Below are 20,505 nucleotides of genomic sequence, written 5' to 3' on the forward strand. Positions count from 1 at the left end.
TCGGCTGCCTTGTTACCGCCTACGCGGCTTGCCCGCCGGGCGGAACTGCTGGCCCTTGCCCTTCCTGCCGCCGCGTTCCTGCGCGGTCTCGGCCTGGCGTACGGCCAGCTTCGCTGCGGCCACGGCCACTTCTTCCTTCAGCTTGAAGTAGTTCAGCAGCCGGCTCTCTTCGATCTCGCCCGCGTCGATCGCTGCGCGAACAGCACAGCCCGGTTCCTGCTGGTGCTTGCAGTCGTTGAAGCGGCACTGTGCGGCCAGCGCTTCGATATCGGCGAAGCCGCCTTCGGACAGCGTCTCTTCACCGGTCGGCTTCAGCTCGCGCATGCCGGGGGTGTCGATCAGGCAGGCACCGGTCGGTAGCGGCATCAGCGCGCGGTGCGTGGTGGTGTGGCGCCCGCGCGAATCGTTGGCACGCACCGCGTTGGTCCTCATCCGCTGCTCGCCGAGCAACGTGTTGGTCAACGTGGACTTGCCGGCACCGGAGGAGCCGACCAGCACCACCGTGCGGCCGGGACCCAGCCACGGTTGCAGCACCGCCACGCTGTCGGCGTCCAGGCCGTTGATCGCATGCAAGGCAATGCCCTGCATCTCCAGTTCTTCCAGCACCGCCAGCGCGTCCTCGCTGTATTCGGTCTGGTCGGCCTTGGTCAGCACCACCACCGGTTCGGCACCGCCACCGCCGACCAGCAGCAGGTAGCGCTCGATGCGGCGCGGATTGAAGTCAGCGTCCAGGCCACAGACGATGAATACCGTATCGATGTTGGCCGCGATCACCTGCTGGTGGTAGTGCTCACCCGCGGCACCACGCTTGATCGCGGTGCGCCGTGGCAGCAGGGCGACGATGCGGATGCCATCGAGCAGCACCCAGTCGCCCACCGCCGGCCGTTCATGGCTGGGGAAGCGCGGGCGCTGCCATTCCGGCAGCGACTCGGCCTTGATCGACGCATCCGGGCCATCGGCCACCACGTAGTGGGTGCGGTGCTGCTCGATCACCCGCGCCGGGCGGGCCTGCGGATGCGTGGCCATCGCGGCCTGCCAGTCGGCCTGCTGCGCCGGGCCCGGCCAGGGCCAGCCAATGGTCTGCAGGGCGATGAAATCGGGGGTCTGGGTCATCGCGGCCATTCTACCTGTGCCGACGCCCTGCCAGCCCAGCAATGGCGGGCCCGGAGCCCTTGCCATGCATTGCAGCAATTCCGGTAGGATGGAAGCCCCATGCCTTTTGACGGCCCATTCCCCATGTCCACCCCTTCGCCCAAGCCCCTGGCCATCCGCGAGCGCCTTTCCGAAGTGCGCTACGAAATCCGCGGAGAACTGGCGCGGCGAGCCCGGGAACTGGAGGCGCAGGGCCGCAAGCTGATCAAGCTCAACATCGGCAACCCGGGCAACTTCGGTTTCCGTGCGCCCGAGCACCTGCAGCGCGCGATTGCCGATGACATGGGCCGTACCGACCCTTACACCCACCAGCAGGGCCTGCCGGTCGCACGCGAAGCCATTGCCGCCGCCTATGCGCGCCGCGGTGCGCCCGATGCGCATCCGGACCGGGTGTTCGTCGGCAACGGCGTGAGCGAACTGATCGATCTGTCGCTGCGGGCGCTGTTGAACCCGGGCGATGAAGTGCTGGTGCCCTCGCCGGACTACCCGCTGTGGTCGGCCGCGGCCATCCTCAACGACGGCCGCCCGGTGTACTACCGCTGCGCGCCGGAAAACGGCTTCCAGCCCGACCCGACCGAGATCGAGACGCTGGTGTCCACGCGCACCCGCGCCATCGTGCTGATCAACCCGAACAACCCCAGCGGCGCCAGCTACCCGCGCGAACTGCTGGAGCGCGTGGTCGAGATCGCGCGCCGCCACAACCTGTTGCTGCTGGTCGACGAGATCTACGACCAGATCCTGTACGACGACGCGGTGTTCCAGCCGGTCGCGCCGCTGGCCGGCGACCATCCGTGCCTGACCTTCAGCGGCCTGAGCAAGGTGCACCGCGCCTGCGGCTGGCGCGTGGGCTGGGCGCACCTCAGTGGCGATGACGCACGCCTGGGCGATTTCCGCGCCGCGCTGGACCTGCTGAGCGCGCTGCGCCTGTGTGCCAACGTGCCGGGCCAGTACGCCATCGACGCGGCAGTGAACGGCCCGGACACCATTTCCGAGCTGTGCGCCCCCGGCGGCCGTCTGTATGAAACCCGGCGCGCGGTGATCGAGGCCTGCGAGGCCAGCGAACACCTTTCGCTGGTTGCCCCGGCCGGCGCGCTGTACGCGTTCCCGGCCGTGGTCGGTGCCGCCGCCAAGGGCTTCGACGACCACACCTTCGCCCTGGACCTGATGAACAACGAAGGCGTGCTGGTCGTACCCGGCTCCAGCTTCAACGTGCCTTACCGCCATCACTTCCGCGTGACCCTGCTGCCGGAAGCCTCGGTCATGCGCGATGTGTTCGCACGCATCGACCGCGTGCTGGCCCGCCGTGCCGAGGACGCCACCAAGGTCGTGCCGCTGAAGCCGCGCCGTTCGGTGGCCTGAGCCGTGGCGTTGTCCTACCTGGCGCTGGGCGACTCGTACACCATCGGAGAAGCGGTTGCCGTCGAAGGCCGCTGGCCGCACCAGCTTGCCGCCGCCCTGCGTGCGCAGGGCATTGAGCTGTCCGATCCGCAGACCATTGCAACCACCGGCTGGACCACCGACGAACTCGATGCCGGCATCGATGCGGCCGCGCCGCAGGGGCCGTTCGATTTCGTCAGCCTGCTGATCGGCGTCAACAACCAGTACCGCGGGCGTCCTCTGGACGAGTACCGCAGCCAGTTCCGGGCCCTGTTGGAGCGGGCGATCGGCTTCGCCGGCGGTGATGCCGGGCGCGTGCTGGTGCTGTCCTTCCCCGACTGGGGTGCAACCCCGTTTGGTATCGGCAGCGGCCGTGACCTGGCCGCGATCGAGATCGAGACCGACGAGTTCAATGCCGCTGCCGAAGTGATCAGCACCCAGCAGGGCGTGGCCTTCGTCGACATCACCGATATCAGCCGTGACCAGGGCGACAACCCGGCGATGATCGCCGACGACGGCCTGCACCCTTCAGCACGGATGTACGCGCTGTGGAGCGCGCGCGCGCTGCCGGTCGCCGCCCACCTGCTCGGCGGAACGGACTGAGGCGATGGACGGCACGCCACGGAACGGCCCGCCCCTGCCCTGCACTCCCCTGGCCGCACCGCAGGCCCGTGCGATCGCCGAGGCATTCCGCCCCGCGCACGCCTGGGCCAGCCGCCGCGACTACTACTACACCCGCAGCAAGCTGGGCAGCGACCCGCTGTATGACGGCGTGCTGCAGCACCTGCCTGGCGACGGGCAACCCGTGCTGGACCTGGGCTGCGGGCTGGGCCTGTTCGCCCACGTGCTGCGCCAGCGCGGTGGCTCCCAGCCCTACCTGGGCGTGGACGTGGATGCCGGCAAGATCGCCCGCGCCCAGCGTGCCGCCACCGGCCTGCCCGCTGTGCGCTTCGACTGCCTGGACGTGCAGGCGCCGCTGCCGGCGCAGGCCGGGCATGTGCTGCTGCTGGATGTGCTGCAGTACCTGGACGCGGGCCCACAGCAGGCACTGCTGCGTGAGGCCAGTGCACGGGTAGCCCGCGGTGGCCGCCTGCTGCTGCGCACGCCGCTCGCTACCGGCGATGGCCGCGACCGCACTACCCGGGTGGCGGACCGGCTGGCCTGGCTGATCGGCTGGATGGGCACCCGCCCCCGTCATTACCCGGATCCGCAGGCGCTGCAGGCAACGCTGGTCGAAGCCGGATTACAGGTGCCCCCCCCGCGTCCCCTGCATGGGCGCACGCCGTTCAACAGCTGGTTGCTGGTGGCCGAACGCCCCGCGTTGTAGCGCCGAGTGCAGTATGTGCCGGCGCTGCGCTACAGGATGATCGCCACCCCTTGTAGCGCCGAGCCCATGCTCGGCTGCTCTACACCACCAGGGCCCGGCGTTACGGAACCGGCAGCCGCGCCTTCAGCCCCCGCTCGTCCAGCGCCTGCAGCACGCGTTCGATGATCGCCAGGTTGTGGCCGTGGGCGGCCCCCTCATGCAGCAGCACGATGGCGCCCGGGCGCAGGTCCGGCAGCAGCCGCGACAGCACGCCCTCCGGCGTGCAGCCGACACCGTCGTAGCCACGGGCGCTCCAGCCCACGCGCACCAGTCCCAGCGCCTTCAACACCGGCGCCACGAACGGATTGGTCATGCCCACCACCGAGCGGTACCAGCGCACCGGGCGACCGCCCACCGCCTGCAGCGCATGCTGGCAGCCCTCGATCTCGGCACGCATCGCTGCCGGGCCCAGCCGCCAGAAGCGCGCCTGTGGATGACTGTGGCTGTGGTTGCCCAGGTCGTGGCCCCGGCGCAGGATCTCCTGCACCAGCTCCGGCTGCGCCAGCGCCCGCTCGCCGACCAAGAAGAACGTGGCACGTGCCTGGTGGCGATCCAGCAGATCGAGCACGGCCCGGGTCTCCGGGCCGGGACCGTCATCGATGGTCAACCAGACGCTGTTGCCGGCCTCCGGTACCCGGCTCAGCACCGGTGCGTAGAAGTGGCAGTTGGGCAGGAACACCGGCACCAGAAAGAGCGCGTGGCTGGTCACCATCAGCGGCAGGCCCCACCGCCAGCCCGCCAGCGACCAGACCAGGATCACGGCCAGCTGCGACGCCACCAGCCAGGGCAGCCAGCGCCAGGGCCGGGTCGGGATGCGATGCAATGTTCCTGCGTTGCTCATCCCCCATGATGCCATGAGGGGTAGAATTGATGATTCGAATTCCCGGAACCCCGACGTCCATGTCCCTCGATCCCGCCCTGCGTTCGCGCATCGAATCCATCCTCAACGCCAACCGCGTCGTGCTGTTCATGAAGGGCCAGCCGTCGATGCCGCAGTGTGGTTTCTCGGCCAAGGCCGTCGGCGCCCTGCAGGACCTGGGCGTTGAGTTCGCCCACGTCAACGTGCTGGCCGACCAGGAAATCCGTGAAGGCATCAAGGCCTATGGCGACTGGCCGACCATTCCGCAGCTGTACATCGACGGCGAACTGGTCGGCGGCAGCGACATCGTGCTGCAGATGGCCGCCAGCGGCGAGCTGAGCAGCGTGCTGGGGCTGCCGGCACCGGACCGTACCCCGCCGAGCATCACCGTCACGCCGGCGGCCGTGGAAATGCTCAAGGGCGCGCTGGCCGATGCCCCGGGCGCGGCCCTGCAGCTGACCATCGACGCCCGCTTCCAGCCCAACTTCCAGCTGGCCCCCCACGACGAAAGCGCCATCGCCGCCGAGTCCAACGGCCTGCGCGTGCAGTTCGACCTGGCCAGCGCGCGTCGCGCCAACGGCATCACCATCGACTGGGTGGACGACATCCGCGGCAAGGGCCTGGCCATCGACAACCCGAATGCGCCCAAGCCGGTGCAGGAAATCAGCGTGCGCGATGCCGACGACCTGGTGCGTGCCGGCAACATCACCCTGGTGGACGTGCGCCCGGCCGACGAGCGCGAGATCGCTGCGGTGGGCGTGCCGTTCAAGACCTTCGACGGCAACGGCCGTGCCGAGCTGGAAGCCCTGCCCAAGGACACCGCACTGGCCTTCATGTGCCACCACGGTGGCCGCAGCGCGCAGGCCGCAGAACAGTTCCGTGCGCTGGGCTTCACCAAGGTGTTCAACGTCACCGGCGGCATCAATGCCTGGTCGGAAGATGTCGACAACGGCGTGCCGAAGTACTGATTGACGGCGCGGGGTCAGCGCCCTTTCCTGAGGAAAGCGGATCTGGCCCCCAAAAAAAGGGGACGGAGGGGATTAAGTCGTTTATGCCACAAACGACTTAATCCCCTCCGTCCCCTTTTTTCAGCCGGCGAAACCGCCTTCGGCCAGGTAATCCAGTTCTTCCGGGGTGGGGATGCGGCCCAGCACGGCATTGCGGTGCGGAAAGCGCCCGAAGCGACGGATGATGTCGCGGTGCAGCTCGGCGTACTGCAGGTATTCCTTGTCGCCCAGCACATCGAACATCGCCACCGAACGGTCCTGGTCCAACGGGTCCTCGGAGTGCTCGAACGGCAGGTAGATGAAGGCGCGCAGCTTCGGCACCAGCTGCAGGTCCAGGCCTTCCTCGATGGCGCGCATGGCGTAGTGCCGGGCCAGGCCATCGGTGGCATAGGAATGGGCAGTACCGCGGAAGCAGTTGCGCGGGAACTGGTCCAGCAGCAGCATCAGCGCCAGTGCGCCCTCGGCACTGCCCAGCCAGTGTTCACGCCCACGCGAAGCGGCGGCGAAATGCTCATCCAGGAACAACTGGCGGAACTGCGCGTCGAACGCATCGTCGCGGGCGAACCACTTCGCAGGGCCCGCTTCTTTCCAGAAATCCACCACTTGCGCGGCAACGTCCATCACCTACTCCCCAGGGCCGGCGCGCCGCGCCAGGCCATCATCATCATTCATCGAAGCGCAGGTGGCGGACCGACTTGCCGTTGCGCCGGATAAGCTTAAGCGCCTCGATACCGATCTGGATATGATTTTCCACGAACTGGGAGCTGACCTTGGCATCGGAAGCCTCGGTCTTGACCCCGTCGGGGATCATCGGCTGGTCCGAGACCAGCAGCAGCGCGCCACTGGGAATGTGGTTGGCGAAACCGGCCGCGAACACCGTGGCGGTTTCCATGTCGATGGCCATGCAGCGCATCGCCCGCAGCCGCTCCTTGAAGGCCTCGTCGTGCTCCCAGACCCGGCGGTTGGTGGTGTAGACGGTGCCGGTCCAGTAGTCGTGGCCGAGGTCGCGGATCATGGTCGAGACTGCACGCTGCAGCGCGAACGCCGGCAACGCCGGGACTTCCGGCGGCAGGTAATCGCCCGAGGTACCCTCGCCACGGATCGCTGCGATCGGCAGCACCAGGTCACCCAGCTGGTTCTTGCGCTTGAGGCCACCGCACTTGCCCAGGAACAGTACCGCCTTGGGCATCACTGCCGACAGCAGGTCCATGATGATCGCGGCATTGGGGCTACCCATGCCGAAGTTGATCATGGTGATGCCATCGATGGTGGCGCTGGCCATCGGCCGGTCCAGGCCGATGACGGGCGCACCGGTCAGCTCGGAAAAGGTGTGCAGGTAGCCGCCGAAGTTGGTCAGCAGGATGTGCTGGCCGAACTGGTCCAGCGGCACGCCGGTGTAGCGCGGCAGCCAGTTGTCGACGATTTCCTGCTTGCTCTTCATGGGCGGTCCGGTACGGCGTGGGGGCCGCCATTGTAGGCGTGCACGGGCCAACCCACACCTGGGCCGGCAACGAAGAAGGGCGGCCCTGCGGCCGCCCTCCTGGTTTCCCTGCGGGAACCGGTGGCTTAGAAGCGCACCGACCAGCGCAGGTTGGCACTGTGGTCACGGCTTTCGTCGCCAAACTGGCCGCTATAGCCCAGCTCCAGCTGCTGGCGTGTGGTCAACCATGCCGACAGCCCCAGTTCGGCCACCACCGTCCTGTCAGCCAACGGGGCACCGCTGACCACGAAGCTGTCGCTGCCGGTGGCAAAGGCGAAGCGGGCCGCCGGGTCGCGGTCACCGCTGGCATGGCGGTACCCGACGCCACCGCGCAGGTGCAGCCAGCTGTCCTGCTGGAACGAAGCCTTCAGGCCCTTGTCAAAACGCAGGCCGGCCGTGGCCACGGTGGTACGCAGATCGTCCACCTCACCCTGCAGTGCAGCCGCACCGCCGCGTTCGTTGACGCGCTTCATGTCCACTTCCACACGTGCGAGCTGCAGGTAAGGTTCCAACCCCGCCTCGCGGCCGCCGAAGCGGTAGCTCGCCTCGACGAACGCCTGGCGGGTGCGGCCGTCATAGCGTGCCGCCAGCGTATCGCTGTAACCGGAGAAGGCCAGCTCGCGGGTGCTCTTCACCTCATGCTCGCTCCAGGCCAGGCCACCCCGCAGGCCGAAGGCGCCCCAATCGTGACTGGCATAGGCCCCCAGGTGCGTATTGTCGACCTTGGCACGCGCACGGCGTCCTTCCTGCTGCTTGGCATCGGTACGGCCGGTACCGGCCAGCATGCCCACCTGCCAGCCGTTGATCTCGCGGTCCACGCCTACCAGCAGGCCGCTGCTGTTGGCTTCGGTGCGTGCGGTGTTGCCATTGCCGTCCAGCGTGGTGCTGCCACCGAGGGCCTGTACCCAGACCCCCGTGGCGGCGTCGCTGTCTGCTCCCGGCGCGCGCACACCGACGCGGCGCGACAGTGCGGCATCACGCACGTAGCGGCTGCCCTCGACCAGGGCCATCGCGGTGGCCGCATGCAGCTCGCCGCTGAGGCCGTCCAGTGCAGCGCCTACCTGTTGAGGGAACAGCAGGGTCAGTGGGCGCGGCAGGCCCTGGTTGACCGCCAGCCGGTCGGCCACAGTGGCCACCGCGCGCTGGTTGTCGGTACTGGCGGCACTGGCGAGCGGATTGCCACGGGTGACTTCAATGCGCGCGCCACCGGTGCCATAGGACAGCCCGAATTTCAGGAACGGCGAGAACGCACTGAAGTCGGTGGTGGCGAACTGGCCGCGGATTCCGCCCTCGGCACGGATGAAGTTGAACTGCTCACCCAGGTAATAGGTGCCCGCTTCCGGCAGGGCGATCAGGGTGCCGCCCAGGGTGGCGGTACCGGTGACGCGCAACTGGTCACTGTGCCCGCCCGGGGCCAGCTCGGCCTGGTACACACCGGTGGCGGTCTGCACGTAGTCGCCGTTGATGGTCAGCGTGCCGATCGAGTTGCCCGGTGCAACGATACCGGCCACGGTGGTATCGCCCAGCTGGCCGATGCCCTTCAGTGTGCCGTTGCGGCCAACGAGGGTGTGACCACCGCTCTGCGTACCGTTGAACGACAGCACGCCACCGTTGACGGTCAGGTCGGAGCCTGCGAGTAACCCGCCTGCATTCACACGGCTGTTGCCCAGGCTGGTCAACGCGCTGTTTTCCAGCCTTCCGTTCAATTCGAACGTCCCCTGCGCGGCCACCGAGGTGTGGGCGCCGCGCTGCACGCCGTCGAAGATGACCACGCCACCGTTGACGTTCAGGTCGGAGCCATCCAGCACACCGCGTGCGTTGATGTGGCTGGCGCCCCCCTGGCTGTTCAGCGCGGTGTTCTTCAACGTGCCATTGAGCAGGAAGCTGCCGCCGGCCACGTCCACCGCTCCGGTGAGCGTATTGACGCCATCCAGTTCGAGCACGCCCTCGCGCACCAGCGCACCGTTGAAGCTGTTGTCGCCGCTCAAGCGCAGCCAGCCGATGCCGCTCTTGGTCAGCTTGCCGGGGCCGCCGATGTCGTTGGTCCAGTTGTCCCAGGCATCGCCTTCCCACACTTTCAGGCCACCGGCACGCTGGTTCATCACCACGTCGGTGTCCACGCGCAGCGAACCGTAACCCTCGATGGCCTTGGCCAGGTTCAACAGGCCCCAACCGTAGATGTCGTCGATGCCGGGCGCGCCCAGATCGGTGGTCGTGGTCAGCAGCACATCGCGCACCTGAGCGCTGTCCAGATAGGGGAAGCGTTCAAACAGCAGGCCCAGCGCGCCGGTGACGTGGGGCGCGGCCATGGAGGTTCCACTCAGCAGCGCATAGCCATAGGTAGGCACGCGCTGCTGGATGTCCAGGCTGACGTTGCCGTTGGCGTCGATGCCGACGCTGCCGGCCAGGCTGGAATCATCACCATAGGCGGTCGATACGATGTCCGAACCCGGTGCGGCAAGGCACCAGTTGGCACTCAGGCCGCACTTGTTGGAACGATTGCTCAGGGTCAGATTGGTACCGACGTTGACCACGCTCAACCAGTACGGCTCGATGTCGGCGAATGCGCGCGGCAGCGTGGCGTAGAGGCCGGCGATGGGACTCTGCGCAGGCGTCGGAATGACCGAACTGGTATTGCCGGCCGCCCACACCTGGATCATCCCGCGCGCACGCGATCCGTCGGCAAAGGTGTTCAGGTACTGGCGGTCGTCCGGGTCGTTGTAGATCGCGTCCATGTCCGTCGCTGTTGTCGGTTCCGTGACCAGGCCCCAGCTATGGTTGATGGCACGCACGCCCTGCGCGTTCATCTGGGCATACAGGTCCTGGAAGGCGCTGACTTTCGGGCCGATCGCGCCCAGTGTCACGACCGAGTAGCCAGTCGCCGTGCGCTGCCACTCGCGGATGCTGTCGGAGAACAGCCGGCCAACGGTCAGGTCCGAACCGAAGGACACACCGTGCATGCCGCTTCCGTCCCGGTTCGCCGCGATGGTGCCAGCAACGTGCGTGCCATGGATCTCGAACTGCATCCCCGGCTGCACATAGGGGCCCGACTCGATGATCCTGCGGATGTTGTCGGGCACGTTGGCGTTGTACCCGACATAGCTGATCTGGACGTCATCGCCATCACTGGCGAAGCAGGCCGCCGGCCCACGCACTGCGGTGGTGTTGGTGCAGCGCGTGCCGTCAGCCATCAGATCGGCGATGCGGATGCTGCGGTTGTCCTTGCCGGCGAATTCCGGATGGTCCAGACCCGTGCCACTGTCGAATACGCCCAGGCGGATGCCCGCACCGGTCAACCCGCGCGCATAGGCCACGTCGGCATTGATCGCAGCCAGGCCCCAGTCGAGTTCGAATTCACTGGTACGCCAGCTCGCAGCGTCGCCGGGCTTGCCCATGACCGGCTCCGCGGAAGCACCGGCGCTGGGAGCCAGCGCCGCCACCGGAATCGCTACCGAGGGAGCGATCATCGCGGGAGCGGAGGCGCTCACCCCGCTTTGCGCGGCGAACGCCGACTGCAGGCTGCGCTGCAGCTGGTAACGGGCCAGGGCGTCGTCACTGTCCTGGGCCAGTACCGGCAGTGCGGTGGCCACCAGCAACGAACCGACAATGGCCGACGCCAGCGGCGAGGGGAGGAAGGAACGGCGCGAAACGGTCGAACGGCGGAGCTTTGCAGCAGTCATCGGTTGCGTCCTTGATTCCATGAGAGGTACGGGCCCGGCTCCCTCGTTGGAGCAGGTGCGTAAGCTGGTGACACAGGTCAGCGCAAGACGTAATCAGCCCATTGCTTCATCCAACGTTAATATTTCCTTCACAAATCCTCCATCAGAAAATTCCTACCCCCCACGCCCCTGTCCAAGGTCACTTGGCAAGCCACACCGGCCCCGGCTAGCGTCGGTGGATTCATGTTTCTGGCGAGGGGAACTGCATGGCATCGACGTTGTTGCGCACCGGGGTGGCACTGGCGCTGGTTTCATTGAGCACGGCACCGGCGGTGGGCGCCTCGCGCTTCGTCGCCGATCCCTACCCCAGCACCTACCAGGCACACCCCGATGCACCGGTGCTGATCCAGAACGCCACCGTGCTGACCGGCACCGGCCAGCGCTTGGACAACGCCGACGTGCTGCTGCGCGAGGGCCGCATCGTTGCCGTCGGCCGCCAGCTGCAGGCCGATGCCGGTGTCACCCGCATCGATGCGCAGGGCAAGTGGGTCACACCCGGCCTGATCGACGTGCACTCGCACCTGGGCGTGTACCCCAGCCCGGGCGTCGGCGCGCACAGCGACGGCAACGAGATGACCGCGCCGGTCACCGCCAACGTCTGGGCCGAGCACTCGGTGTGGCCGCAGGACCCGGGTTTCGCCACCGCACTGGCCGGCGGCGTGACCAGCATGCAGGTGCTGCCGGGCTCGGCCAACCTGGTCGGTGGTCGTGGTGTGACCCTGAAGAACGTCCCCGCCATCACCTACCAGGCGATGAAGTTTCCCGGCGCACCGTGGGGACTGAAGATGGCCTGCGGCGAGAACCCGAAGCGGGTGTACGGCGGAGGCAAGGGCGTCGCTCCGGCCACGCGGATGGGCAACGTTGCCGGTTACCGCGCCGCCTTCATCGATGCCGCCGACTACATCGCCAAGAACAAACCGAAGCCGGCCAAGCGCAGGAGCTGGTTCGGCAGCGACAAGGGCGACAGCGCCGGTGATGCTGGCGGCAAGCGCGATCTCAAGCTGGACACGCTGGCCGGTGCGATCGAGGGCGACATCCGCGTGCATATCCATTGCTACCGCGCCGACGAGATGGCCACCATGCTCGACCTGGCCAAGGAATTCGGCTTCAAGGTGGCCGCTTTCCACCACGGCGTGGAGGCCTACAAGCTGGCCGACCGGCTGGCCGCCGACGGCGTCTGCGGTGCACTCTGGGCCGATTGGTGGGGCTTCAAAATGGAAGCCTTCGACGGCATTCCCGAGAACATCGCGCTGGTCGACCGGCCGAAGAACAGCTGCGCCATCGTCCATTCCGATTCACCCGAAGGCATCCAGCGCCTGAACCAGGAAGCGGCCAAGGTGATCGCCGCCGCGCGCCGCGCCCACATGCCGGAGATCACCCCCGAGCACGCCATCACCTGGATGACTGCCAACGCCGCCAAGGCGCTGGGCATCGAAGGCCAGACCGGCACTCTGGAGGCGGGCAAGATGGCCGACGTGGTGGTGTGGAACGGCAACCCCTTCAGCTCGTACGCGCTGGCCGAGCAGGTCTTCATCGACGGCCGCCGCCTGTACGACCGCAGCGCACCTGCGGCCACGCCACGTTCCGACTTCCAGCTTGGCCAGGAGGTGCACTGATGGGCGCGTTGAACAAGCGTCGCCGGGCATGGCTCGGCGCTACGGTCATGGTGCTGGCCTGCCTCTCCGCATCCGCGCAGGCGCAGGACCTGCTGGTGCGCAACGCGACCGTGCATACGGCCAGCACGCGCGGCAGCCTGAAGCACGCCGATGTGCTGGTGCAGGGCGGGATCATCCGCGCAGTCGGCAGCGGGCTGTCCGCCCCGGCCGGGGCCAGCGTGGTCGAGGCCGATGGCCGCCCGCTGACACCGGCGCTGTTCGGGGGCATCACCGAGATCGGCATCGAAGAGGTCTCCGGTGAAGCGAGCACGGTCGACAGCACGTTGAAGATCGGCGAACAACCGTTGCGCCCCGAGTTCGATGTCACCCTGGCGTACAACCCGGCCTCGGTGCTGATCCCGGTGGCACGCCTGGACGGCATCGGCTTCACCGCCCTGGGGGCGGCCACCGGCGGCGGCTTCGTTGCAGGCCAGGGTGGCGTGATGCGGCTGGACGGCAGCGCCGATCCCCTCGGGCCGCGCGCGCTGTTCCTGCGCCTGGGGTCGGCCGCAGTGGAGCTGACCGGGCAGTCGCGTGCAGCGCAATGGATGCTGCTGCAGCAGATGGTGGACGAGGCGCGTGGCCAGGTTGCCGCGGACTCACCGCACGCGCTGCTGACGCCGGCCGGGCGCCGCACGCTCAGCCGCTACCTGGCCGGGCACGGCCGCATCGTGGTGGAGGTGGACCGCGCGGCGGACATTCGCCAGCTGCTGCGCTGGGCCGCCCGCGAAAAGGTGAAGATCGCCATCGCCGGTGGCAGCGAAGCCTGGCAGCTGGCGCCGGAGCTGGCCGCCGCACAGGTACCGGTGTTCGTCGATGTGTTGTCCAACCTGCCGGCCAGCTTCGACCAGATCGGCGCCACGCTGGAAAATGCGGCACGCCTGCAACGTTCCGGCGTGGCGGTCTCGTTCCTGCAGCGTGGCGACGCCTCGCACAACGCCCGCAAGATGCGCCAGCTGGCCGGCAATGCCGTGGCCAACGGTTTGCCCTGGGCCGACGGCCTGGCCGGCCTGACCCGGGTGCCGGCGCAGGCGTTCGGCGTGGCCGACCAGATCGGCAGCATCGAGCCGGGCAAGCGTGCCGACCTGGTGCTGTGGGAGGGCGACCCGCTGGACGTGGCGCACTATGCCGAACAGGTCTGGCTGGGCGGCCGGGCGATGCCGATGCGCTCGCGCCAGACCGAACTGCGCGACCGCTACCTGCAGCGCAACGCGCAGCCCTGACCTCCAGTTATTCAAGGAAACCTGCATGGCCACCCTGCGCTGGTACTTCGACTTCGTCTCGCCCTATTCCTACCTGCATTGGCAGAAGCTGAAGCAGCTACCCCAGTTCGCACAGATCCAGACCGTGCCGATCGCCTTCGGTGCCGTGCTGCATCACCTGGGCAACCTCGGGCCGGCCGAGATTCCGGCCAAGCGCCGCTTCATGTACCGTCAGCTGCTGTGGACTGCGCAGGCCGAAGGAACACCGCTGCGGTTCCCGCCGGGCCACCCGTTCAACCCGTTGTCTGCCCTGCGGCTGTGCCTGGCCGCCGGTGGCGCCGTGCAGGCGGTGGACGTGCTGTTCGACTGGATCTGGCGCGACGGCAATGCCGCCGATAGCGCCGAGGCCCTGCGCGAACCGGCTGCGCGGCTGGGGATCGAGGATGTCGCCAGCGCCATCGCGGCCCCCGCGGCCAAGGAGCAGCTGCGGAGGAACACCGAGTCCGCCATTGCTGCCGGCGTGTTCGGCGTACCAACCCTGGCCATCGATGACGAACTGTTCTGGGGCAACGACGCCCATCCGTTGATGGCCGCCGTGCTGGCCGATCCCGCCCTGCTGCAGCAGCCCGAGTGGCAGCGCCTGGCCGAACTTCCGGTGGCCGTGCAGCGCAGTCGCTGAACAGGGCCTGGCGCATTTCCCTCGCGCGCCACGCCAGAATTTGAGATAGATTTCACGTTTCCGAACCTACAACCGCCCTGGAGGGGAGCCGCGGATGCGCATCGGAATCGTCGTCGACTCGGCCTGCGACCTGCCGCAGGACTTCATTGCCGAGCACAACATCGTGCTGCTGCCGATCACCGTCCGCATCGGCGAAGCCGTGCTGGCCGATCACCGCGATGAGCAGGCCACGCTGAGCTTCCTGCACGCGCACGTGGCCGAACACGGCGCCGAGGCGGAAACCATTCCCTTCAGCGTCAACCAGATCCGCGACCTGTTCCTGCAGCAGCTGGTGATCGATTACGACCACGTGTTCTGCATGACCATCACCAAGACCCGCAGCCCGATCCATGACAACGCGCTGCAGGCCAGCTTCGCCATCCTCAACGACTACAAGCCGGTGCGCCAGGCGGCAGGCTACAACTCACCGTTCGCGCTGCGCGTGCTCGATACCCAGAACCTGTTCGCCGCGCAGGCGGTTACGGCGGTGGAAGCCGTGCGCCTGCGCGAGAGCAACGCCAGCGTGCAGCAGATCCGCGAGCGGCTGGAGGAACTGTCCGGCAACGTGCACGGCTATATGGTCACCCGTGATCTGTACTACATGCGTGCGCGCGCACGGCACAAGGGCGACCGCAGTGTCGGCCTGCTCAGTGCGGCGCTGGGCAGCGCGCTGGACATCAAGCCGGTGCTGCACGGCTACCGCGGCGAGACCGGGCCGGTGGCCAAGATCAAGGGCTTCGACAATGCCGTGCAGAAGCTGTTCGCGGTGGTCGGCCAGCGCGTGCGTGCCGGGCTGATGACACCGACGGTGTGCGTCAGCTACGGCGGAGAACTGGACGAGCTGCGCACGCTGCCCGGCTACGCACAGCTGAAAGAGGTCTGCGCCACCCATGGCGTGACCGTGTACGAATCGGTGATGAGCCTGACCGGCATGGTCAACGTCGGCAAGGGCGCGGTCACCGTAGGCTTCGCCGATGGGCCGCATCGGTTCGAATGAGCGCTGGCCACGGCCGGAATCTGCACATCGATTCCACTGCGGTTGTGCCAGTCTTGCCGCACTTCAAGGAGAACGCCATGCCTGCGCAGTACCACATCAGCCTGCCCGATCCCTCCAAGGCCCGCGGCAACGACCCTGACCTGTCCTTCCATTCGCAGGGCGCCGCCGGCTTCGCCGAGGAACTGCAGGACGCGCTGCGCAGCGGCGCGCTGTTCGAGCGCTGGAAGGCCAAGCAACCCGACCCGGATGCGGTGGAACCGCAATGGGGCGTGACCGATCCGGAGGCCACCGTGACCGGCGAACAGAAGGATCTGCGCATCAACCTGGTCGCCACCACCCGCATCGACAGCGATGTGTTCAAGCAGCGCCTGCGCCTGCTGGCCGGCAGCCACTGGGAACTGCGCGACGTGCGTTGAGGCCACGCCGTGGTAGTGCCGGCCGCTGGCCGGCAACCGAGGAGATGCCGGCCACCGGCCGGCACTACCCAGTGCGATGTCCCTGGACGGGCGGCACGCCATGGGCTGGTCCGCTCAGCAGTCCATCGTTCCGTGCGCGTTGCCCTCGTCATCCAGCACGTGTGCGTGCAGGAACACCTGGTTGCGGCCAGCCCGCTTGGCGGCATACAGGCCGGCATCGGCGTCTGCCAGCAACTGATCGGCACTGGCCAGCGCCGGCGGATGCAGGTAACCCACGCCGACGCTGATGCTGACCGGGCCTTCCGGCAATGGCAGCGCTTCGACCGCTTCGCGCAGGCGCTCGGCCAGCGCCAGCACGCCCGACAGTGGGCTTCCAGGCACGATGACAGCGAATTCTTCACCGCCATAACGCGCAACGCTGTCACCGCCGCGAACTGCGACGCCCTTCAGCACCCCGGCCACCGCCTGCAGGCAACGATCACCGGCCGGATGGCCGTGCCGGTCGTTGAAGGCCTTGAAGTGGTCGATATCCACCAGCAGCAGGCCCAGCTCGGTGCCGCTGCGCCGCGCGCGATTCCACTCGGAGGTCAGCCGCGCATCGAACTCGCGGCGATTGGCCACGCCGGTGAGGCCATCCTGCCGCGCCAGTTGATCCAGCGCCGCCTGACGCTCCAGCAGATCGGTCTGCAGCAGGACGCTGCGCAGGCCGAAACCAAGGGTGGCTACGACGAAGCCCGCGACGGCCAACGGCCGCGCATGATCGACCACCAGCGTGCCGACCACCAGCAGCAGCAACGGCAGGATGATCGGACCGGCGGCCTGCACCGTCCTCGCCAGCCGCGGGTGTGCCGTGGTGCCTGTGTCCGGCGCCGTGTCCAGCGCCAGGCAGGCGATCAGCAGAAAAGGGACGTCGATCAGCAGGTCGTTGAACGCACCGAACGCATCATCGGAGGTGTAGTGGTTGATGTAGTAGGCCACCAGCAGATAGGCCAGTGCGTACAACGCCAGTGCACGGAAGAACCTGCGCCGTTCGGGCACGTCGCCGGCCAGCCATCGCACCACGGCGAACGCGGCGATACACAGGTTCTGGATATCGAACATGCGTTGCATGTTGGCCAGCGCGTGGTCGTCGATGTCAACGCGGGCGGCAAACGACTGCGCGTGCACGAAGAACAGCACGCCCAACAGCGCCGCCATCGCCGCATCGATCAGGCTGATGCTGACCCGTTCCCGGCGCGCCCGGGCCAGGATGAACACCAGGGGCACACCGTAAAGCACGTAAAGGAACAGGCTTGCGCGCGGGGTGAAATCGGCACGCCCGGCGCCCAGGGCATCAATCATGTTGAACGCCATGCCGCCGGCCCACAGCAGCAGGGCCAGCGCCGTGGCGCGCCACCCCAGTGCCGCGCGGTCGCGGCGGGCCCGCCACAGGCAGGCGACCGCAGCCAGCAGCGGGGCGCCGGTCAGGAAAACGAAGGAACCCGCCCCGGCGGGACCGGGCCACAGGGCCAGCACCAGCCCATGGCACAGCACATACAGCAGCGCCAGCACTACCGGCATGCATCCCCCCGATCCGCAAGGCCGTCTGAGCGCACGATAGCGCTCCGGCACGCCACAGCGGCGTGATCCACTGCGGCAAAACGACACTCCGCGTGCGTCACCATGGTAGTGCCGGCCGCTGGCCGGCAATCCCGGGGAATCCCTGGGCGTTCCGGTGGTGCCGGCCAGCGGCCGGCACCACCGGAACGCGCTCAGCCCTGCAGGGCGCGGGCGTGGTGGGCGATGTGCTCGCCGATGAAGCTGGCGATGAAGTAGTAGCTGTGGTCGTAGCCCGGCTGCAGACGCAGGGTCAGCGGATGGCCGGCGGCCGCGCAGGCCTGCTGCAGGCGCTGCGGCTGCAGCTGGGTCTGCAGGAACTCGTCCGCCTCGCCCTGGTCGACCAGCAGCGGCAGGCGCTCGTCAGCCATAGCGATCAGCTCGCAGGCATCCCATTGCGCCCAGTCGGCCGGGTTGTCGCCCAGATAGGCATGGAAGGCCTTCTGCCCCCACGGCACGTGGCTGGGCGCGACGATCGGCGAAAACGCCGACACGCTGCGATAGCGCCCGGGGTTGCGCAGCGCGATCAGCAGCGCGCCATGGCCGCCCATCGAATGGCCACTGATCGCGCGCGCATCGGTGACCGCGAAGTTCGCCTCGATCAGCGCCGGCAGCTCCTGCGCCACGTAATCATGCATGCGGTAGTGCTCCGCCCAGGGCGCACGGGTGGCGTTGAGGTAGAACCCCGCTCCCTTGCCGAGGTCGTAGCCTTCGGCATCGGCCACATCATCGCCGCGCGGGCTGGTATCCGGCGCAACGATGATTACTCCGTGCTCGGCTGCATAGCGCTGCGCACCGGCCTTGGTGATGAAATTCTGCTCGGTGCAGGTCAGGCCGCTCAGCCAGTACAGCACCGGCAGCTTCTGTGTTTCCACTTGCGGTGGCAGGTACACGGCGAACTGCATGTCGCAGCCCAGCGTGGTCGAATGATGGCGGTACACGTCCTGCCAGCCGCCGAAACAGGCGCGGTGTTCAATGCGTTCCATGGTGCTCTCCTGCGCGGCGCGTCAGCGCACGCGTGCTTCTGGTAGATGCCGACCTTGGTCGGCTTATCCACGCCCGGCGTGGATGCCTTGGTTGATCAGTTCATCCAGCTGTGCCAGCAGGCGCAGCAACGATTCGACGCCAGGCTGGCCGTCCAGGTTGCGATACGCCGCCACCGCCACGTCGCTGCGCGGTGGCCACTGACCGTCGGCGCGGGCCTCGTAGAGGCGCGGCAGGAATACCTGCGCAAGCCACTGCTCGAACGGCATGCCATCGTCGCTGCCGAAGGCCGAAGTCACCGCACGCGGTGGCCCCACCTCGCCGTCGACCCAGCCCAGCGCGCGCAACGCCTGCTCGATCGGCGCCACCAAGGCCGCGCGCGGGTCTTCCGCACGCGGCCGGCGCAGGGCATCGAACCAGCCCATGACGCGGCTCAGTAATGGACCACCGAACGGATCGACTTGCCTTCATGCATGAGGTCGAAGGCGTCGTTGATCCTGTCCAGGTCCATGGTGTGGGTGACGAACGGCGCCAGTTCGATATCGCCCTTCATCGCGTCCTCGACCATGCCCGGCAGCTGGCTGCGGCCCTTCACGCCACCGAAGGCGGTACCCATCCACTTGCGCCCGGTCACCAGCTGGAACGGGCGGGTGGAGATCTCCTGCCCGGCACCGGCCACGCCGATCACCACGCTCTGGCCCCAGCCACGATGCGCGCATTCCAGCGCCGCGCGCATCACGTTGACGTTGCCGATGCACTCGAAGCTGTGGTCCACACCCCAGGTGGTCATTTCCACGATGACCTGCTGGATCGGCTTGTCGAAGTCCTTCGGGTTGATGCAGTCGGTGGCGCCGAATTCGCGCGCCAGTTCGAACTTGGACGGATTGGTGTCCACCGCGATGATGCGGCCGGCCTTGGCCTGGCGCGCACCCTGGATCACCGCTAGGCCGATGCCACCCAGGCCGAACACCGCCACGCTGTCGCCTTCCTGCACCTTGGCGGTGTTGTGCACCGCGCCGATGCCAGTGGTGACGCCACAGCCGAGCAGGCAGACGTGTTCCGGGTTGGCGTCCGGATTGATCTTCGCCAGCGAGACTTCGGCCACAACGGTGTACTCGCTGAAGGTCGAGCAGCCCATGTAGTGGTACAGCGGCTCGCCGTTGTAGCTGAAGCGGCTGGTGCCGTCGGGCATCACGCCCTTGCCCTGGGTGGCGCGCACGGCCACGCACAGGTTGGTCTTGCCGCTCTTGCAGAACAGGCATTCGCCACACTCGGCGGTATACAGCGGAATCACATGGTCGCCCGGCTTGACGCTGGTCACGCCCTCGCCCACTTCCACCACGATGCCGGCGCCTTCATGGCCCAGCACCACCGGGAACAGGCCTTCCGGGTCATCACCGGACAGGGTGAACGCATCGGTGTGGCAGACACCGGTGTGGGTAATCTTCACCAGCACTTCGCCCTTCTTCGGCGGGGCGACGTCGATCTCGACGATCTGCAGCGGCTGGCCGGGACCAAAGGCGACGGCGGCACGGGATTTCATGGGTGGACTCTCCAGAGACAGGCAATGACAGGATGGGCGGCGCCATGTTGCGCCGTCGTTTACTTCAGGTACGAGCGGATCAACGCGCTCATGTCGCGCACGCGTTCGGCGCGTTGTTCTTCGGAGGCGGCGGGCTGGCCGAATTCCTCGCGCAGATGGGCCTCCATCACCTCGGACATCAGGCCGTTGACCGCGCCACGGATGGCGGCGATCTGCTGCAGCACCGGCCCGCAGTCGGCGCCGGCTTCCAGCGCGCGGTCAAGCGCATCGCACTGGCCGCGGATGCGGCGCACGCGGGCCAGGACCTTCTTCTTCTCTTCGGGGGAATGCGGCATGGCGGGCCAGTTCGGAACTATACTGGGGGATAGTATACATGTGTATTGGCAAAGTGACGGAAATGGCATCTCCCGCCTCCGCAATAGTGCCGTTGAATC

Annotated in this window: 19 protein-coding genes; 9 read left to right on the forward strand and 10 right to left on the reverse strand. The window is 67.7% G+C overall.

Features of this window, described 5'->3' with window-relative positions; all coding sequences use genetic code 11:
- Positions 1–12 precede the first annotated feature (12 nt).
- Complete coding sequence (rsgA, locus tag AC5P7R_RS16455; protein ID WP_021203922.1) at positions 13–1,122, reverse strand: ribosome small subunit-dependent GTPase A; 1,110 nt, start codon at positions 1,120–1,122, stop codon at positions 13–15.
- Positions 1,123–1,236: 114 nt separating this feature from the next.
- Between rsgA and AC5P7R_RS16460 the strand changes: the two genes are divergently transcribed.
- The 3 genes from AC5P7R_RS16460 to AC5P7R_RS16470 are packed head-to-tail and all read left to right on the forward strand — an operon-like array spanning position 1,237 to position 3,856.
- Positions 1,237–2,511, forward strand: coding sequence for a pyridoxal phosphate-dependent aminotransferase (locus tag AC5P7R_RS16460; RefSeq protein WP_111098056.1), 1,275 nt, complete (start codon positions 1,237–1,239; stop codon positions 2,509–2,511).
- Between the two features lie 3 nt (positions 2,512–2,514).
- Positions 2,515–3,132, forward strand: coding sequence for an SGNH/GDSL hydrolase family protein (locus AC5P7R_RS16465; RefSeq protein ID WP_019662073.1), 618 nt, complete (start codon positions 2,515–2,517; stop codon positions 3,130–3,132).
- A gap of 4 nt (positions 3,133–3,136) precedes the next feature.
- Positions 3,137–3,856 carry a class I SAM-dependent methyltransferase gene (locus AC5P7R_RS16470; RefSeq protein WP_188250325.1) on the forward strand — a complete coding sequence of 240 codons (720 nt, stop codon included), beginning with the start codon at positions 3,137–3,139 and terminating at the stop codon, positions 3,854–3,856.
- 100 nt (positions 3,857–3,956) lie between these two features.
- Here the strand turns inward: AC5P7R_RS16470 and AC5P7R_RS16475 are convergent, their stop codons facing one another.
- Complete coding sequence (locus AC5P7R_RS16475; RefSeq protein ID WP_019662075.1) at positions 3,957–4,736, reverse strand: polysaccharide deacetylase family protein; 780 nt, start codon at positions 4,734–4,736, stop codon at positions 3,957–3,959.
- A gap of 59 nt (positions 4,737–4,795) precedes the next feature.
- Between AC5P7R_RS16475 and grxD the strand changes: the two genes are divergently transcribed.
- Positions 4,796–5,722: a Grx4 family monothiol glutaredoxin gene (gene grxD, locus AC5P7R_RS16480; protein ID WP_026347276.1), complete on the forward strand. Its 927-nt coding sequence runs from the start codon at positions 4,796–4,798 to the stop codon at positions 5,720–5,722.
- Positions 5,723–5,842: 120 nt separating this feature from the next.
- On the opposite strand, the gene AC5P7R_RS16485 is transcribed toward grxD, so the two are convergent.
- The 3 genes from AC5P7R_RS16485 to AC5P7R_RS16495 all read right to left on the reverse strand — a co-directional run bounded on the left by AC5P7R_RS16485 (position 5,843) and on the right by AC5P7R_RS16495 (position 10,921).
- Entirely contained in the window at positions 5,843–6,382 is a 540-nt protein-coding gene (locus AC5P7R_RS16485) for a DUF924 family protein (protein WP_019662077.1), read from the reverse strand.
- A gap of 43 nt (positions 6,383–6,425) precedes the next feature.
- Complete coding sequence (locus AC5P7R_RS16490; RefSeq protein ID WP_005414446.1) at positions 6,426–7,202, reverse strand: AMP nucleosidase; 777 nt, start codon at positions 7,200–7,202, stop codon at positions 6,426–6,428.
- Positions 7,203–7,327: 125 nt separating this feature from the next.
- Positions 7,328–10,921, reverse strand: coding sequence for an autotransporter domain-containing protein (locus tag AC5P7R_RS16495; protein ID WP_227854275.1), 3,594 nt, complete (start codon positions 10,919–10,921; stop codon positions 7,328–7,330).
- 245 nt (positions 10,922–11,166) lie between these two features.
- Between AC5P7R_RS16495 and AC5P7R_RS16500 the strand changes: the two genes are divergently transcribed.
- The 5 genes from AC5P7R_RS16500 (at position 11,167) to AC5P7R_RS16520 (ending at position 15,948) form a co-directional block, all read left to right on the forward strand.
- The gene (locus AC5P7R_RS16500; protein WP_227854276.1) at positions 11,167–12,576 is read left to right on the forward strand and encodes an amidohydrolase; all 1,410 of its coding nucleotides are present in this window, start codon (positions 11,167–11,169) and stop codon (positions 12,574–12,576) included.
- The gene (locus AC5P7R_RS16505) at positions 12,576–13,838 is read left to right on the forward strand and encodes an amidohydrolase family protein (protein ID WP_227854277.1); all 1,263 of its coding nucleotides are present in this window, start codon (positions 12,576–12,578) and stop codon (positions 13,836–13,838) included. Before AC5P7R_RS16500 ends, AC5P7R_RS16505 begins: the two co-directional genes overlap by 1 nt.
- Positions 13,839–13,863: 25 nt before the next feature.
- Complete coding sequence (locus AC5P7R_RS16510) at positions 13,864–14,496, forward strand: 2-hydroxychromene-2-carboxylate isomerase (RefSeq protein ID WP_021203929.1); 633 nt, start codon at positions 13,864–13,866, stop codon at positions 14,494–14,496.
- 94 nt (positions 14,497–14,590) lie between these two features.
- Positions 14,591–15,532, forward strand: coding sequence for a DegV family protein (locus AC5P7R_RS16515; RefSeq protein ID WP_021203930.1), 942 nt, complete (start codon positions 14,591–14,593; stop codon positions 15,530–15,532).
- 77 nt (positions 15,533–15,609) lie between these two features.
- Positions 15,610–15,948, forward strand: a complete 339-nt coding sequence (locus AC5P7R_RS16520; RefSeq protein ID WP_111104260.1) for a hypothetical protein — start codon at positions 15,610–15,612, stop codon at positions 15,946–15,948.
- A gap of 114 nt (positions 15,949–16,062) precedes the next feature.
- Here the strand turns inward: AC5P7R_RS16520 and AC5P7R_RS16525 are convergent, their stop codons facing one another.
- From AC5P7R_RS16525 to frmR, 5 genes are all read right to left on the reverse strand, one after another.
- Positions 16,063–17,508: a GGDEF domain-containing protein gene (locus AC5P7R_RS16525; RefSeq protein ID WP_227854278.1), complete on the reverse strand. Its 1,446-nt coding sequence runs from the start codon at positions 17,506–17,508 to the stop codon at positions 16,063–16,065.
- A gap of 191 nt (positions 17,509–17,699) precedes the next feature.
- On the reverse strand, positions 17,700–18,530 hold the full coding sequence (gene fghA, locus AC5P7R_RS16530) for an S-formylglutathione hydrolase (protein WP_019662084.1): 831 nt from the start codon (positions 18,528–18,530) through the stop codon (positions 17,700–17,702).
- Between the two features lie 63 nt (positions 18,531–18,593).
- The gene (locus tag AC5P7R_RS16535) at positions 18,594–18,953 is read right to left on the reverse strand and encodes a YqcC family protein (protein WP_021203933.1); all 360 of its coding nucleotides are present in this window, start codon (positions 18,951–18,953) and stop codon (positions 18,594–18,596) included.
- Between the two features lie 8 nt (positions 18,954–18,961).
- Positions 18,962–20,071: an S-(hydroxymethyl)glutathione dehydrogenase/class III alcohol dehydrogenase gene (locus tag AC5P7R_RS16540; protein ID WP_019662086.1), complete on the reverse strand. Its 1,110-nt coding sequence runs from the start codon at positions 20,069–20,071 to the stop codon at positions 18,962–18,964.
- 59 nt (positions 20,072–20,130) lie between these two features.
- Positions 20,131–20,406 (reverse strand): formaldehyde-responsive transcriptional repressor FrmR, encoded by a 276-nt coding sequence (gene frmR, locus AC5P7R_RS16545; protein WP_021203934.1) that lies wholly within the window; start codon positions 20,404–20,406, stop codon positions 20,131–20,133.
- Positions 20,407–20,505: the final 99 nt, after the last annotated feature.

Source organism: Stenotrophomonas sp. YJH_SMC_27 (assembly GCF_059369815.1).